Annotated in this window: 13 protein-coding genes; 10 read left to right on the top strand and 3 right to left on the bottom strand. The window is 66.9% G+C overall.

All coding sequences use genetic code 11. The features are described from left to right. Position 1: 1 nt before the first annotated feature. The 5 genes from JQN66_RS05535 (at position 2) to JQN66_RS05555 (ending at position 5599) form a co-directional block, all read left to right on the top strand. Positions 2-286: a YciI family protein gene (locus JQN66_RS05535; protein ID WP_204676976.1), complete on the top strand. Its 285-nt coding sequence runs from the start codon at positions 2-4 to the stop codon at positions 284-286. 46 nt (positions 287-332) lie between these two features. Then, positions 333-1427, top strand: coding sequence for an alcohol dehydrogenase catalytic domain-containing protein (locus JQN66_RS05540; protein WP_204676977.1), 1095 nt, complete (start codon positions 333-335; stop codon positions 1425-1427). Continuing rightward, the gene (locus JQN66_RS05545; protein ID WP_204676978.1) at positions 1424-3088 is read left to right on the top strand and encodes an FAD-dependent oxidoreductase; all 1665 of its coding nucleotides are present in this window, start codon (positions 1424-1426) and stop codon (positions 3086-3088) included. The genes JQN66_RS05540 and JQN66_RS05545 overlap by 4 nt, the downstream gene beginning before the upstream one ends. Positions 3089-3096: 8 nt before the next feature. Then, entirely contained in the window at positions 3097-3864 is a 768-nt protein-coding gene (locus JQN66_RS05550) for an SDR family NAD(P)-dependent oxidoreductase (protein WP_204676979.1), read from the top strand. Between the two features lie 364 nt (positions 3865-4228). Beyond that, a complete protein-coding gene (locus JQN66_RS05555; RefSeq protein ID WP_407717455.1) occupies positions 4229-5599 on the top strand; it encodes a M16 family metallopeptidase in 1371 nt (456 codons plus the stop codon). Positions 5600-5618: 19 nt separating this feature from the next. Here JQN66_RS05555 and JQN66_RS05560 read toward each other — a convergent pair whose 3' ends face one another. After that, the gene (locus JQN66_RS05560; RefSeq protein ID WP_204676981.1) at positions 5619-6401 is read right to left on the bottom strand and encodes an alpha/beta fold hydrolase; all 783 of its coding nucleotides are present in this window, start codon (positions 6399-6401) and stop codon (positions 5619-5621) included. A 48-nt stretch (positions 6402-6449) separates the two neighbouring features. Further along, complete coding sequence (locus JQN66_RS05565) at positions 6450-6863, bottom strand: hypothetical protein (RefSeq protein WP_204676982.1); 414 nt, start codon at positions 6861-6863, stop codon at positions 6450-6452. A 184-nt stretch (positions 6864-7047) separates the two neighbouring features. Between JQN66_RS05565 and dapB the strand changes: the two genes are divergently transcribed. The 3 genes from dapB (at position 7048) to JQN66_RS05580 (ending at position 9903) form a co-directional block, all read left to right on the top strand. Next, the gene (gene dapB / locus JQN66_RS05570; RefSeq protein ID WP_204676983.1) at positions 7048-7806 is read left to right on the top strand and encodes a 4-hydroxy-tetrahydrodipicolinate reductase; all 759 of its coding nucleotides are present in this window, start codon (positions 7048-7050) and stop codon (positions 7804-7806) included. Further along, positions 7803-8258 carry a tetratricopeptide repeat protein gene (locus tag JQN66_RS05575; protein ID WP_204676984.1) on the top strand — a complete coding sequence of 152 codons (456 nt, stop codon included), beginning with the start codon at positions 7803-7805 and terminating at the stop codon, positions 8256-8258. Before dapB ends, JQN66_RS05575 begins: the two co-directional genes overlap by 4 nt. A gap of 199 nt (positions 8259-8457) precedes the next feature. Further along, positions 8458-9903 (top strand): IS4 family transposase, encoded by a 1446-nt coding sequence (locus tag JQN66_RS05580; protein ID WP_239464153.1) that lies wholly within the window; start codon positions 8458-8460, stop codon positions 9901-9903. Between the two features lie 125 nt (positions 9904-10028). Here JQN66_RS05580 and JQN66_RS05585 read toward each other — a convergent pair whose 3' ends face one another. Beyond that, positions 10029-11213: a heparan-alpha-glucosaminide N-acetyltransferase domain-containing protein gene (locus tag JQN66_RS05585; protein WP_204676985.1), complete on the bottom strand. Its 1185-nt coding sequence runs from the start codon at positions 11211-11213 to the stop codon at positions 10029-10031. A 67-nt stretch (positions 11214-11280) separates the two neighbouring features. Here JQN66_RS05585 and dapA point away from each other — a divergent pair, with 67 nt between their 5' ends. Both dapA and JQN66_RS05595 read left to right on the top strand, forming a co-directional pair. After that, entirely contained in the window at positions 11281-12192 is a 912-nt protein-coding gene (dapA, locus tag JQN66_RS05590; RefSeq protein WP_204676986.1) for a 4-hydroxy-tetrahydrodipicolinate synthase, read from the top strand. 58 nt (positions 12193-12250) lie between these two features. After that, positions 12251-13918 (top strand): ribonuclease J, encoded by a 1668-nt coding sequence (locus tag JQN66_RS05595; RefSeq protein ID WP_374189870.1) that lies wholly within the window; start codon positions 12251-12253, stop codon positions 13916-13918. The last annotated feature ends 153 nt before the right edge of the window (positions 13919-14071 follow it).

The following is a 14071-nucleotide window of genomic DNA, read 5'->3' on the forward strand; positions in this document are numbered from 1 at the left end:
CATGAACTTCTACGCCATCACCTACACCTACTCGCCGTCCACCAGCGACGCCCGGGACCGCGTCCGCCCGACCCACGTCGACTTCCTGCAGCAGCGCTTCGAGAACGGCGAGCTGCGCGTGAGCGGGCCGGTGGATTCCGGCGCCGGCGCCCTGCTGGTCATCGGCGCGGAATCCGAGCAAGCGGCGCTGGCGCTGATGGACCAGGACCCATTCGCGCTCGAAGGCCTGATCGCGCAGCGCGACATCCGCCGCTGGGACGTCTTCTTCGGCAAGGACAAACTCTAGGAACACCGGCGGCGGCCCCGAGCCGCAGCCAGCGAAGGACTACACCATGCTCACCGCCACCACGACGGCCAAGCGCCGCATTGAATACCGCGAGGTTCCCGCCCCGGTCCCGGCCCCCGGCCGGGCACTGGTCAGGGTCCGCCACGTGGCCCTGTGCGGCACCGACGCCCACATCTGGGACGACGACTACCCGGCCGGCCTGCCGGTCATCCAAGGACACGAATTCACCGGAATCATCGAACAGATCGAGCCCGGGGCCAGCGACGCGCGCAGCGGCATGCCGCTGGAACCGGGGACTGCGGTCGCGGTCAGCCCGATGGTCTACTGCGGCCAGTGCCCGCCGTGCCTGGACGGGCGATTCAACGTGTGCGAATCGATTTCCTGCCTGGGCTGCTATGAAGACGGAGCGCTGGCCGAACTCGTCAGCGTCCCGGTGGACAAGCTGCACCCGCTACCTCCATCGCTGCCGTTGCACCTGGGCGCCCTGGGGGAGCCCGGATCCATTGCGCTGCAGGCCGTCAACCGCGGCACCCCGAAGCCCGGGGAAACCGCGCTGGTGCTCGGCTGCGGTCCCATCGGGCTGCTGGCCACGCTGTTCCTGACCGAACGCGGGGTGAAGGTCATCGCCTCGGACCTTTCCGCCGAACGCATGCAGCTGGCCCGCGACTTCGGCGCCGAGCAGACCTTCGCCGCCGGCTCCGGCGCGGCGGATGCGGTCGCCTGGGGAGCGGCCGCGGGCCCGACCCTGGTCATCGAGGCCACCGGCGTTCCGGTGTCCTTCGAGACCGCGGTCCGCCTGGCCGCGCCGACCGCGCGCATCGTCCAGGTGGGCATCTCCGCCAGGAACGCCGCGCTGTCACTGCGCGAGGTTCCATTCAAGGAACTGGAGATCCGCGGCAGCCGCAACAGCCTGAACCTGATTCCCGACGCATTGGAGATCATTGCCCGCCGGCAGGATCTCGCAGCCCGTCTGGTGACCCACCGCTTCGCCTTCGATGCATTGGCTGAAGCCTTTGAAACCATGATCGACCCGGAGCAGCCGGTCGGGAAGATCGTTATCGACCTGCCCGCGGCTTCCGGCGAATCCGCCGCGGAACCCCAGGGCGCAACCGCCGGCGGCGAAAGGAATGCAGCAGCATGAATACCGTACGCAAGGAATCCAGCGGGCCGTTGAGCGCGCTTGAGGACCTCGACGCCGCCTATGACCTGGTTGTCATCGGCTCCGGGGCCGCCGGTCTCACCGCCGCGGTGCGCGCGGCCGCTGGCGGCGCCTCGGTTTTGGTGCTGGAGAAGGCCTCCAAACTCGGCGGAACCAGTTCTGCCGGAGGCGGGGTGATCTGGGCTCCGAACAACCACCTGGCCGCCGGTGCCGGCTACGAGGACAGCCAGGCCTCGGCCGCGGACTACCTGCGCGCCGCCGCCGGCCACGCGATGGGCGAAGAGGACATCAACTGGTATGTGAGCACCTGCGCCCAGGCCGTGAAATTCCTGGACGAAAACACCCGTGTCCGGCTGGTGCCCCTGGGACGGCCGGACTACCACATGGAATGGGACGGCGCCGCACCTGGCGGGCGGAGCCTGGACAACCTCCCGTTCGCCGCCGAGGACTACCCGGGGCTCATGAACGCGCTGCGTCCGCCGACCTATTTCCCGCTGCTGAGCATGATCGAACGCGACGAGCTCAACGGGCGCGCCCCGGATCCGGAACTGCTCGCCGAGCGCGGCGCCTCGGGCATCCGCACCATGGGCGGCGCCTTGGTGGGGTCGCTGGCGGCCAGCGCGCTGGACGCCGGGGTGAAACTGGCCGCGGACGCCGCAGTCACGGACCTGCGCCGTGCCGGGGAGCACTGGAACGTGCAGATTGCCGGCCGTCACCGGGTCGAGGCGCCGAACGTGCTGATCGCTTCCGGAGGATTCGAATGGAACCCTCGGCTGCGCGAAGCCTTCCTGTCCTACGAGGTGACGCCCATCGGCGCCCCGTCCAATCAGGGAGACGGCCTGGAGCTGGGGCTCGCGGCCGGGGCGGCGGTCAAGGACATGACCGCGGTCTGGGGCGTGCCGGTGATCGCGGCTCCCGACGCGGTCTACGACGGCAAGCAGTCAGGGCGCATGGCGAATGTCGAGATGACGCTGCCCGGATCCATCACGGTTAATGCGGCGGGGCGAAGGTTCGTCAACGAAGCGCTGAACTACCACGACGCCTGCCGGGTCTTCGGCAATATCGATCCGCTGACCTCCGCGGTGCAGAACAGCCCCGCCTGGCTCATTTTCGATGCGGCGTACTTCAGCAAGTACCCGGTGGCCGGGTCGACCCCGGGCGTGCAGCCGGACTGGATGGCCAGCGCGCCGACGCTGCCCGAGCTGGCCGAGGCGGTGGGCGTGGATGGCGCGGCGCTGGAAGAAACCGTCAAGAAATTCAACACCGATGCGGTGCGCGGGATCGATCCCGAATTCGGCCGCGGGGCCACGGAGCAGGACCGGCATCTGGGCGACGCCTCGAACACCCCGAACCCGTGCCTGGCGCCGCTGACGCAGGGTCCGTTCTACGCCGTGCGGATCCACGCGGGCGTGCTGGGCACCTCGGGCGGGTTGTCCACCAACGGGCAGTCGCAGGTGCTGGACCGCCACGGCGAACCCCTGGCCGGGCTGTACGCCGCGGGCAACGTCTCGGCCGGTGTGTTCCGCAACAACTATCCCGGCGGCGGGGCCACCTTGGGGTCGGCCGTGGCCCGCGGGTACGCGGCGGGAAGCCATGTGGCCAGCGTGCTGCAGCAACGACAACCGGCTCCGGCCGGCAGATAGGCGGAAAAATGACGCAGGAAACACCCGCGGGCGCGGTACTGGAGTTCGAGCCCTGGGCGGGACGCTTCAGCGGGCGGGTCGTGCTGGTCACCGGCGCGGCCGGAGGACTGGGCGCCCAAGCGGTGCAGCGCCTGCACAGTGAAGGCGCCATCGTGATCGCCACCGATATCCGCAGGCCGGACACCGGGCATGCGGCGCTGTCCCTGGAACTGGATGTCGCGGATCCCGAAGCCTGGGCGCAGGCCGCGCAGCGTATCCGGGACGCCTACGGCCGGCTGGACGGGGCGCTGTTCTGCCACGGCATCCAGGGCCCGGAGCACACGATCCAGGACGTGCCGATCGCCGGATGGAAAAAGACCCTGGAAATCAACCTGGACGGCTGCTTCTACGGGCTGCAGGTGGTTGTTCCGCTGATGCGGCAGGAGAACTATGGGCGCATCGTGATGCTCTCTTCGATTGCCGGGCGCGAAGGCAACGAGAACATGAGCGCCTACGCGGTGTCCAAAGCCGGATTGATCACCCTGGCCAAGACCGTCGCCAAGGAGACTGCGCGCAACGGGATCACCATCAACTGCATCGCCCCCTCGATGTTCAACACCCGGCTGCTGGAGGACCTGAGCGCCGAACGCAATGCCGCGCTGCTGGCACGGGTGCCCATGCAGCGCGTGGGGGAGCCGCAGGAATTCTCGGCACTGGCGCTGTGGCTGCTTTCGCCCGAAGCCAGCTACATGACCGGCCAGGTGCTGGATCTCAGCGGGGGCCGCAACACCGCGTAGGCCCCGCCCGGCGCCGGCGCCATGAGGATGCCCGGAACCGCAGCCAGCACGGCGGCTGCGGTTCCGGGCATCGTCGCGCCGCTCCCGGGACGCTGGAATTCCACGGCGTCGCGGGAGAGCGGAAGCGAAGCGCCTCGTGGCGGATCAGGAGTTCCCGGTGCAGCGGCCGCGGCAACCAAGCGGGCTTGGCAGAGAGGGTTGCTCGGGTTTGCCGCCGCAGCGGTGTGCGCTGAATTCCAGCGGCCCGTCCGGGGCATCGGCCCGCCGCGAACCGGTTGTCTACCCCGGTGCTCGCTGTGGGAGAATCGGTAGAGCTAATGCCAGCTGGTGCTGGCTGACTTCGAGCGATCTAAGGACGTACCCAGTGGTCATGATTCCGTTGCCGTTGCATTCGGTGGAGGATCAGCAGTTTTCGCCTCTCGACCCCGCAGACCTCACGCTGGTTCACCGCGGCGAGGGCGGTTCGGAAGTCCGCCGCAGCATCCTGCCCGGCGGCGTTCGCGTCTTGACCGAAGCCATGCCGGGACAGCGCTCGACCACGGTGGGATTCTGGGTGCCGGTCGGTTCGCGCGACGAGGAAGCCGGGCACTACGGCTCGACCCACTTCCTGGAGCACCTGCTGTTCAAGGGCACCACCAAGCGCAGCGCTCTGGAAATCGCCCAGTCCTTCGACGCCGTCGGCGGCGAGTCCAACGCGGCCACCGCCAAGGAATCCACCTGCTACTACGCGCGGGTCCTGGACACCGACCTGCCGATGGCCATGGAAGTCATCGCGGACATGGTCACCTCGGCGGTCATCGACCCGCACGAGCTGGAGCAGGAACGCGGAGTCATCATCGAGGAACTCGCGATGGACGCCGATGACGCGACGGATGTCGCGCACGAGCACTTCGTCGCCCGCGTCATGGGCAACCACCCGCTGGGACGCCCCATCGGCGGCAGCCCCGAGGAGATCATGGAGATTTCCCGCGAGGCGGTGATGGAGCACTACCGCGCCCACTACCGGCCGAGCGAACTGATCGTCACCGCGGCGGGCTCGCTGGACCATGAGGAATTGTGCACCATGCTGATGTCCGCGCTGAGCGAGGCCGGCTGGGAACTGGATCCGCTGGCCGTGCCCGAACCCCGCCGCAATCCGGAGCCGGCGAAGATCACCAGCATCCCGGGGCTGGAGGTCATCAACCGCCCGGTGGAACAGGCGAACATCATCATCGGCTGCACCGGAATCACCGGTCACGACGAGCGCCGCCAGGTGCTGGCGGTCCTCAACGCGGTGCTGGGCGGCGGCATGAGCTCGCGGCTGTTCCAGGAGATCCGGGAAAAGCGCGGCCTGGCCTATTCGACCTATTCCTTCTCCGCGGCGTACACCGACGCCGGATACTTCGGCATGTATGCCGGCTGCGCCCCGGGCAAGGCCGCCGAGGTCATCGGCCTGCTCGGCTCCGAGCTGGACCGGCTGGCCCGGGAAGGCATCTCTGACGAGGAACTGTCCCAGGCCAAGGGGCAGCTGGCCGGCGGCACCGTGCTGGCGCTGGAAGATCCGGGAAGCCGCATGTCCCGCCTGGGGCGCGCGGAAATGATCACCGGGGAATTCCAGGACATCGACGAAGCGCTGTCCCGCGTGCATGCGGTGACGGCGGACCAGGTCCAGGCCCTGGCCCGGGAACTGGCCGCCCGGGAACGGGTTGTCACCGTGGTCGGGCCCTTCGAGAACGAGGCGGCCCTGGGCCTCTAGCAGGATGCCGCCCCGCGGGTCACGCCGCCTCGGCGGGGGCCTGCGGGACCTGCACTGCGCGGCCGGTTTCTCCGGCCCGCCGGACGAGACCTGCCAGTTCCGGCGCATGGGAGAAATTGAAACCATGCGCGGCCCGGGGCAGGATCGTCAACCGCGACCCCGGGGCTTTGGCGGTGAGCCGCAGCCCGAATTCGGGTGGAGAGAGCGGGTCGCGGGTGCCGCACACGACATCCACCGGGCAGCGGACCGTGCCCAGCAAGTCGATGGTCGGATAGTCCAGCATCTGCCGGCAGCTCTTGGCCCACCACGGGATGCCGCAGCGCAGGTAGTCCACGGCCAGGATCGCCTTGACCGAGTTCAATTCGTTCGGGAAGTCCTCCAGCAGGCGCCGGGTCTGCCGGAACAGGGTGTCCTCCCGGTCGTTGACCGCCGGTGCGGCGACGACCAGGTGCTTGACCATGTCGGGCCATGAGCGCGCAATCTCGATGGCCACCTGGGCGCCCATGGAATGGCCGACCAACACCACGTTCTCGGCCTTGAGCTGCCGCAGCGCCAAGGCCACCTCATGGGCGAACCGCGCCACCGTGACGGGCCTGCCGTCATCCAGGTTCTTTCCATGGCCGGGCAGCTCCGGGACGATGACGCGATGGTCGGTGGCGAGCAGATTGGCCAGCGGGGTGAAATAGCGGCTGGACGCGCCGAGCCCGTGAATCAGCACCACATCGGGGCCTTGCCCCGCACTGCGCACCGAGAGCCGGGTTTTCAGCGACTCGGGTAGCGCTCCAAAGTATTCGTGCCTCACAGCGGCCTTTCGTGTTTTCAAGAATGACGGGACGATGCTGCGCGGCAGCTAGGCTCCGCGGTTGCGCTGTTCAAGTGCGGACCAGAGATCCTCCGGGAACATGGTGTGCACGTCCTTGAGGTACTGGGCGCCGTCCCCGGGCTTCTCCACCGTGTTTCCGGTGATCTTGAACGGGAATGCCGTCGCCTGGGCGGCGGGTGCGGGGTTCGGCCCTTGCGTTTCGGTGCAGGTGGCCCAGCCGAAAGTGGCCGGATCCCCGATGCGGAATACCTCGACCTGGCATGAGGGCGCGGCGAAGTCGGTGCCGTGATCCTGGACCAGATCGACGATGGCCTGCTGCTGGTCATCCGAGAGCGCTTCCGGCTCGCTGGCGGCCCCGCAGGCCGACGTGCCGAAGGCCAAGACCAGCACCGATAGCGCGCTGATTCCGAATCTCTTGATGGTGTGCCCCACTGTGTTCATGCCTGTCGATCGTGATTTGCCTGGTCTCATCTTGGCCCAGGTGCCGCAAGAAATCCAAGCTACCCCACCGTGCGGGCCAGCGGTGTCCGCAGAAACACAGGAACAGCATTCCCGGGATGTCCCGGGCTGAGCGGCGCGTCACGCAAATCCATCGCAGGCGGTGGTTGGCTATAGGGTTAATGGCATGAGTGCACAGATCAAGGTGGCCGTGCTCGGCGCGGCCGGACGTATGGGCTCGGAAGCGGTCAAGGCCGTCGCCGATGCAGCGGATATGGAACTGGTAGCGAGCCTGGGGCGCGGGGACGACCTCCAGCAGATCATCGATGCCGGAGCCACCCACGTCGTCGACCTGTCCGTCCCCGCCTCCACCGAGCAGAATGTGCGTTTCGCCGTTGAGCACGGGCTGCATGCAGTGGTCGGCACCACCGGCTGGAGCGACGAGCGCCGTGCAGCGCTGGAAGCGCTCCTGGCCGAGCACCCCGCCAGCGGCGTGCTGATCGCCCCGAACTTCGCCCTGGGCTCCGTCCTGGCCAGCGCGTTCGCGGCCACCGCCGCCAAGTACTTCGAGTCCGTGGAAATCATCGAATTGCACCACCCGAACAAGGTCGACGCGCCCAGCGGCACTGCCGTGCGCACCGCTGAGCTGGTTGCCGCGTCCCGCCAGGCCGCAGGTGTCGCCCCGAGCCCGGATGCCACGGAAACCCAACTTGAGGGAGCCCGCGGTGCCGACGTGGACGGCATCCGCGTGCATTCGGTGCGCCTGCGCGGACTGGTCGCCCACCAGGAAGTCCTGCTTGGCGGCCCGGGCGAGCAGCTCACCTTGCGCCACGACTCCTACGACCGCGCCTCGTTCATGCCCGGCGTGCTGCTGGGGCTGCGCACCGTCGCCTCGCGCCCGGGGCTGACCTACGGCCTGGACGGTTACCTGGAGCTGGGCCAGTGAAAACGAAACTCTGGGTCGGCGGAATCCTGATTCTCTTCGCCCTGTACATCGGCATGGCCTTCACGCAGGCGTTCCGCTTCATGGGGACCGATTCGTTGACGGCAAAGATCATGGGTGTCGCCATTCTGGTGGTTCCCGCGTTCGGTGTCTGGATCCTGATCCGCGAAGTCCTGTTCGGCCTGCGCACCGAAGCCATGGGCAAGACCCTGGCCGCGCTGGGCGAACTGCCCGAAGACCTGCCGCGTATGCCGTCGGGACGCTTCGTGCGCGAAGCCGCGGACGCCGACTTCCCCAACCACCAGCGCGATGTGGAAGCGAACCCGGAGTCCTGGAAGTCCTGGTACCGTTTGGCCCTGGCCTACGAAGCCTGCGGCGACAAGCGCCGGGCACGCAACTCGATGCGCACCTCCATCGGCTTCTGGCGCCAGGAGCAGAAAGCCGAAGCGGCCTAGCCCCAATGCCGTTCAGTTAAGCAGCTAGAGCCCCAGTCAACTCACCCCAGCGTGCCATCGGCCAGACCACCACTGCCCGATGGCACGCTCTTTTTGCGTCTTAAATCGTGAGATGCCACCTGACAAGTCTTTAAATCAAACGGAACTCCTGTTAAACATGTGAATTGTTCACACCCAAATGCAAAACAGGAGTTCCTGCATGCCATCATTCCACCAACCCGCACCAGCACGCCAATCCCCGCACCCCGCCACGTCAAAAACCGTGCAGCACACCACCGCGGCGAAGGCCTTCGGCACACTGCACCTCGGCGCCCTGACCGAGCACATCCCCGTGGAGATGGTCCGTGAAGCCTTGACCGAGACCGGCACCCATGAGCAACGCACCCGCCGGCTCAGCTCGGCGCGCACCGTCTACTTCGTGCTGGCTCTGGCCCTGTTCCCGGCCCTGGGCTACCTGAACGTCTTCGCCAAGCTCACCGCCCACGCCCCACTGCCCGCGAAGATCAGTGCCGCAGCCCTGACCGGTGCACGGCGCCGTATCGGGGTCAAACCCCTGCAACTGCTCTTCGACCTGCTGCGCGGCCCGGCCCCCACCGTGCAGCGGGAAGGCTCGTTCCATGGCAGGTATCGGCTCTGCGCGCTCGACGGGACCATCCTGACCGTGGCCGACACCGTGCAGAACCGGCTCACCTACTGCAAGCAGCCAGGTTTGCACGGCGGCACCGGATACCCGCAAGCCCGACTTTTGGCGTTGGTCGCGTGCGGCACCCGCAGCATCCTGGATGCCGTGTTCGGACCGACGAGTATCGGGGAAACCACCTACACGCCCCGGCTACTGCGCTCCATGGGCAAGGACATGCTGGTCATGGCCGACCGGAACTTCGCCTCCGCCGCCCTGTTGCACCAGATCCGTCAGACCGGCGCGCAGTTCCTGGTGCGGGTCAAGCTCGGCCGGAACCTGCCGGTGCACCGGGTGCTGCCCGATGGGTCCTACCTTTCGGTGCTGGCCGGGATGCCGGTGCGGGTACTCACGGCGAACATCACCCTGCACCCGGCAGGAGGCCAGGCCCGGACCGAGACCTACCGGCTGGTGACCAGCATGCTGGACCCGGCCGAAGGGACCGCGGCCACGCTGATGGGGGTATACCACCAGCGGTGGGAGGTCGAGACGGCGTTTCGAGAGTTGAAATCCACCCTGTTGGGCGGCCGGGTGCTGCGTTCGAAGACCGTGTTGCTGGTGGAGCAGGAAATCTATGCGTTGCTGATCGTTGAGCAGGTGCTGCGCACGGTGATGAGCGAAGCGACCAACGCGGTGCCCGGGGTGGATCCGGATCGGGCGAGTTTCACCGTCGCGTTGGAAACGGCCCGGGATACTGTGCTGGCCGGCCCACCATCAGCCACGCCAGTGCCACTTGGCACCGGCGACGACTCGGGATGGCGGGTGCTGGCCGGGATGATCGGGATGCAGGTCTTGCAGCGTTTGCTGCCGCCACGCAGGTTGCGGACCGGGTCCAGGACGGTGAAGCGGGCGATCTCGAAGTATCAGGCCAGGCGCAGCAAGCCGCATACCCCGACCGTCGTGGCAACGGTCAGCATCCGCATCGTGGATCCTGGTTCGTTGTTGACGGGCGAGGTAGCGGCTTAACTGAACGGCATTGGGCCTAGCCCCGCGGACCAGAGCCCAGAACCACGCAGGTCCCCGCCATCCTTGATCGGAAGGCGGGGACCTTTCGCTTGACGCCATCGGCCAGCGGCCACCGGCAGTGCGGGTCAGCGGGGCGGAGGCGCGGCGTTTTTGCCTGGTGGCTCGGCATCGGCCCCGCTCAGGACGCGCACCACATATTCGAGGGGACCGGTGGCCTTGGTCAGCGCGAGCCAAAGCCCCAGCGCCGCAGTGGCAGCGCACAAGATCCACCAAATGGTCATCGGCGGCAGGTAATCCTGCATCAGGGGCAGGAGCAGGATGTGCCCCGCATAGAGCGTCAAGGGGGCCCGTCCCGCCCCGGCCAGGAATGCGCCCAGCCGGCCCAGCTTCGGAACGACCAGCTGCATCACCCCGATGGCGGCGACCGCGCAGGCCGCCGCATGGAGCGTGAAGACCAGCGAGGTGCTGTGCGCGGTGGGCAGCCAGAGGTAGGCAGGATCCGCCATGAATGGATCCAGGGTGACGCGCGGCAGGCGGCCGGCGACCACCAGCGCACCTACGTCGGAGAGCTGGACCTGCGCGGCGGCTGCGATCTGGTCGAAAAACCGGCTCGTGGCCACCCACCCGAGCGCCAGCGTCGCCAATGCCGCCCCGGCTCCGCCGGCGGCGAGCTTGGCCGCGGTCGCCGGAGAAGCCAGGGGAGTGCGGCCCAAGGCGATGCCCAGCAACCCGAAACCGAACCAGACCATCAGCGGGTAGTAGCCGGTGACCAAGACGTCCTTGAGCAGGAGTCCCGGGGTGAGCAGGTCGGTGAAGGTTGGGTTGTGCCCGAGGTCCTGTCCCGCCCAGGCGTGGGCCAACGGGCGCCACAGTATAGGCATGATCAGCAACCAGAGGGCTGAGACTACCCAAACTGTTGCTCTTGAGAGCCTCAGGGCCAGCGGAAGCAACAGAAAAAGTAGGCCATAGTGAACCAGAATGACGGCAACGCCTTCATTTGAGGGTCCAATGAGCATTCCGAGCACGGCAATAATTAATGCTCTCAGGGCAAGGACTGAGTAAACCTTGGGGTTGGAAAAGCCTTTGCGCGCCAGCGAACGCGTCAAAAGCGTCAGCGAAACCCCGGCCAAAACCATGAATAAAACCGAGGCCCGCCCCGAGGCCACAGCCCCGGTAAACGTAGGGGAGTAGGCCCCTTCGGGCCCCCTTTCGTAGAGGCTGAAAACGTGGGCCGCGAACATGCCGAGAATGGCGGCCAGACGGGCGGCATCCACCCCCAGCAGCCGTGGCGGTTTGCTCGTTGGGTCCATGGATTTATCGCATCACGGAATTGTTCGAAGATGCCATCGCAACATGCGCGAGTGTAGATTTAATCCCATGGCTACAAGTGCAATTGATAATCAGGCGTTCCCCTTTGGCACGGTGCTGACCGCGATGGTCACGCCCTTCACCGACGCAGGTGAGGTCGATTATGAAATGGCCGCGAAGCTGGCCACCAAGCTCGTGGACGACGGCTGCGATGGCCTGGTCGTCACCGGCACCACCGGCGAAACCTCGACGCTGACCGACGAGGAAAACCTGGGCCTGTTCCGTGCGGTGGTCGCCGCCGTCGGAGACCGCGCAGCGGTGCTTGCCGGATCCACCACCAACGACACCCGCCACTCGATCGCGCTGTCCCTGGCGGCGAAGGAAACCGGCGTGGACGGCATTCTGGTCACCACCCCGTACTACAACAAGCCGAGCCAGGCCGGCGTCATCGCCCACGTGAAGGCGATCGCCGAGGCCGTGGAACTGCCCATCATGCTCTACGACATCCCGGGCCGGGCTGGCATTTCGCTGGCCCCCGAGACGATCATCGAACTGGCGAAGATCCCGCAGGTGATCGCGCTGAAGGACGCCAAGGCGGATTACCAGTCCACCACCACGGTGCTGGCCAAGACCAATCTGCACGTGTACTCGGGCGACGACGGGCTGACCCTGCCGCTCATGGCCGCGGGCGCCGTCGGCGTGGTTTCGGTCTCAGCTCACGTCGAGGCGGCCAAATACCGTACGCTGGTTAATGCAATGCATGCCGGGGATCTGGCCACTGCACGTGCTACACACTTCGAGCTGGACCCGATCCAGCGCGGCATCATGAGCCACATTCAGGGCGCGGTCGCCGCAAAATATGGACTTCACTGGCAGGGTGTCCTGCCGAACACCGTCGTCCGACTGCCGCTGCTGGCACCGTCGGACGCAGAACTCGATGCCATCCGCGCGGACCTACGTGAAGGCGGATGGGATCTGTAACGAAAGGGTATAACCGCACATGACCGAGAGTTCAGTAGGAAAGGCCGATTCTGCACGCATGCAGAAGCCGGCCAAAGTGAAGAAGGGGACGATGCGCATCGTCCCCCTCGGAGGCTTGGGCGAAGTAGGCCGAAACATGACCGTGTTCGAGCTCAACGGCAAGCTGTTGATCGTGGACTGCGGTGTGCTCTTCCCCGAGGAGCACCAGCCTGGTGTGGATCTGATCCTGCCGGACTTCTCATACATCAAGGATCGCCTGGACGACGTGGTGGGCCTCGTGCTCACCCACGGCCACGAGGACCACATCGGCGCCGTGCCGTACCTGCTGCGCCTTCGCGAAGACATCCCGCTGTACGGGTCCAAGCTGACCCTGGCCTTCGTCGAAGCCAAGCTGGCCGAGCACCGCATCAAGGCCAACACCAACATCGTGGTGGAGGGCGAAATCGCCCAGGTCGGAAACTTCGAATGCGAATTCGTCGCGGTCAACCACTCGATCCCGGATGCCCTGGCGGTCTTCCTGCGCACCGAGGCCGGCACCGTGCTGCACACCGGCGACTTCAAGATGGACCAGCTGCCGCTGGACGGGCGCATCACCGACCTGCGCCACTTCGCCCGCCTGGGCGAGGAAGGCGTGGACCTGTTCCTGCCGGACTCCACCAACGCCGAGGTGCCGGGCTTCACCGTCGCCGAACGCGAAATCGGTCCGGTGCTGGAAGCCAAGTTCGCCCGCGCCCGCCGCCGCATCATCGTCGCTTCCTTCTCCTCGCACGTGCACCGCGTGCAGCAGGTGCTGGATGCCGCCGCCATGCACGGCCGCAAGGTCGCCTTCATCGGCCGCTCGATGGTGCGCAACATGGGTATCGCCGAGCGCCTGGGCTACCTGGACATCCCGCAGGGCGTGCTGGTCGACCTGAAGCAGATCGACCAGCTGCCGGACCACAAGGTCGTGCTGATGTCCACCGGTTCCCAGGGCGAACCGATGGCCGCGCTCTCGCGCATGGCCAACGGCGAGCACAAGGTGCAGATCAACCCGGGCGACACCGTGATCCTGGCGTCCAGCCTGATCCCGGGCAACGAGAACTCGGTCTTCCGCGTGATCAACGGCCTGATGCGGCTGGGTGCAGAGGTCATCCACAAGGGCATGGCCAAGGTCCACGTCTCGGGCCACGCTTCGGCCGGTGAGCTGCTGTACTGCTACAACATCCTGCGCCCGAAGAACGTGCTGCCGGTGCACGGCGAAACCCGCCACCTGATTGCCAACGGCCGCCTGGCCGCGCAGTCCGGCGTGCCGGAGGAAAACGTGCTGCTGGCCGAGGACGGCTCGGTCATCGACCTCAAGGACGGCGTGGCCCAGCTCGTCGGCCAGGTCGAATGCGGCTACGTCTACGTGGACGGCTCCAAGGTCGGCACCATTACGGATGACGACCTGAAGGACCGCGTCACCCTCGGCGAGGAAGGCTTCATCTCGGTCATCACCGTGATCAACCGCCAGAACGGCACCATCATCTCCGGCCCGGACATCCACGCCCGCGGCGTGGCCGAAGAGGACTCGGTCTTCAACGAGATCAAGCCGAAGATCGCCGCCGCGATCGTGGAAGCGGTTGCGAACAACCCGAACCATTCCACGCACCAGCTGCAGCAGATTACCCGCCGCGTCATCGGCTCGTGGGTGTCGCGCAAGCTGCGCCGCCGCCCGATGATCGTCCCGGTAGTGCTCGAAGCCTAGGCTTTCGGAACACCGGACAGCGGAACCCTGCCCACCGGGCGGGGTTCCGCTGTTTAACGGGACACGGCATGAAAATCCGGTCAAGGATGTTCCCGGTTCGTCATCTACCCGGTGGATCAGGCCTGCCGGAGGACCCGCGGGTTAGGCTTGGCC

Source organism: Glutamicibacter protophormiae (assembly GCF_016894325.1).
Taxonomy (GTDB): Bacteria; Actinomycetota; Actinomycetes; order Actinomycetales; family Micrococcaceae; genus Glutamicibacter; species Glutamicibacter protophormiae.

Bases quoted from the DNA above. Each gene is read 5' to 3' on its own strand.
- dapB (WP_204676983.1), top strand. From the start codon at position 7,048: ATGAGTGCACAGATCAAGGTGGCCGTGCTCGGCGCGGCCGGACGTATG.
- JQN66_RS05545 (WP_204676978.1), top strand. From the start codon at position 1,424: ATGAATACCGTACGCAAGGAATCCAGCGGGCCGTTGAGCGCGCTTGAG.
- JQN66_RS05585 (WP_204676985.1), bottom strand. From the start codon at position 11,213: ATGGACCCAACGAGCAAACCGCCACGGCTGCTGGGGGTGGATGCCGCC.
- dapA (WP_204676986.1), top strand. From the start codon at position 11,281: ATGGCTACAAGTGCAATTGATAATCAGGCGTTCCCCTTTGGCACGGTG.
- JQN66_RS05595 (WP_374189870.1), top strand. From the start codon at position 12,251: ATGCAGAAGCCGGCCAAAGTGAAGAAGGGGACGATGCGCATCGTCCCC.
- JQN66_RS05580 (WP_239464153.1), top strand. From the start codon at position 8,458: ATGCCATCATTCCACCAACCCGCACCAGCACGCCAATCCCCGCACCCC.
- JQN66_RS05535 (WP_204676976.1), top strand. From the start codon at position 2: ATGAACTTCTACGCCATCACCTACACCTACTCGCCGTCCACCAGCGAC.
- JQN66_RS05550 (WP_204676979.1), top strand. From the start codon at position 3,097: ATGACGCAGGAAACACCCGCGGGCGCGGTACTGGAGTTCGAGCCCTGG.
- JQN66_RS05540 (WP_204676977.1), top strand. From the start codon at position 333: ATGCTCACCGCCACCACGACGGCCAAGCGCCGCATTGAATACCGCGAG.
- JQN66_RS05565 (WP_204676982.1), bottom strand. From the start codon at position 6,863: ATGAACACAGTGGGGCACACCATCAAGAGATTCGGAATCAGCGCGCTA.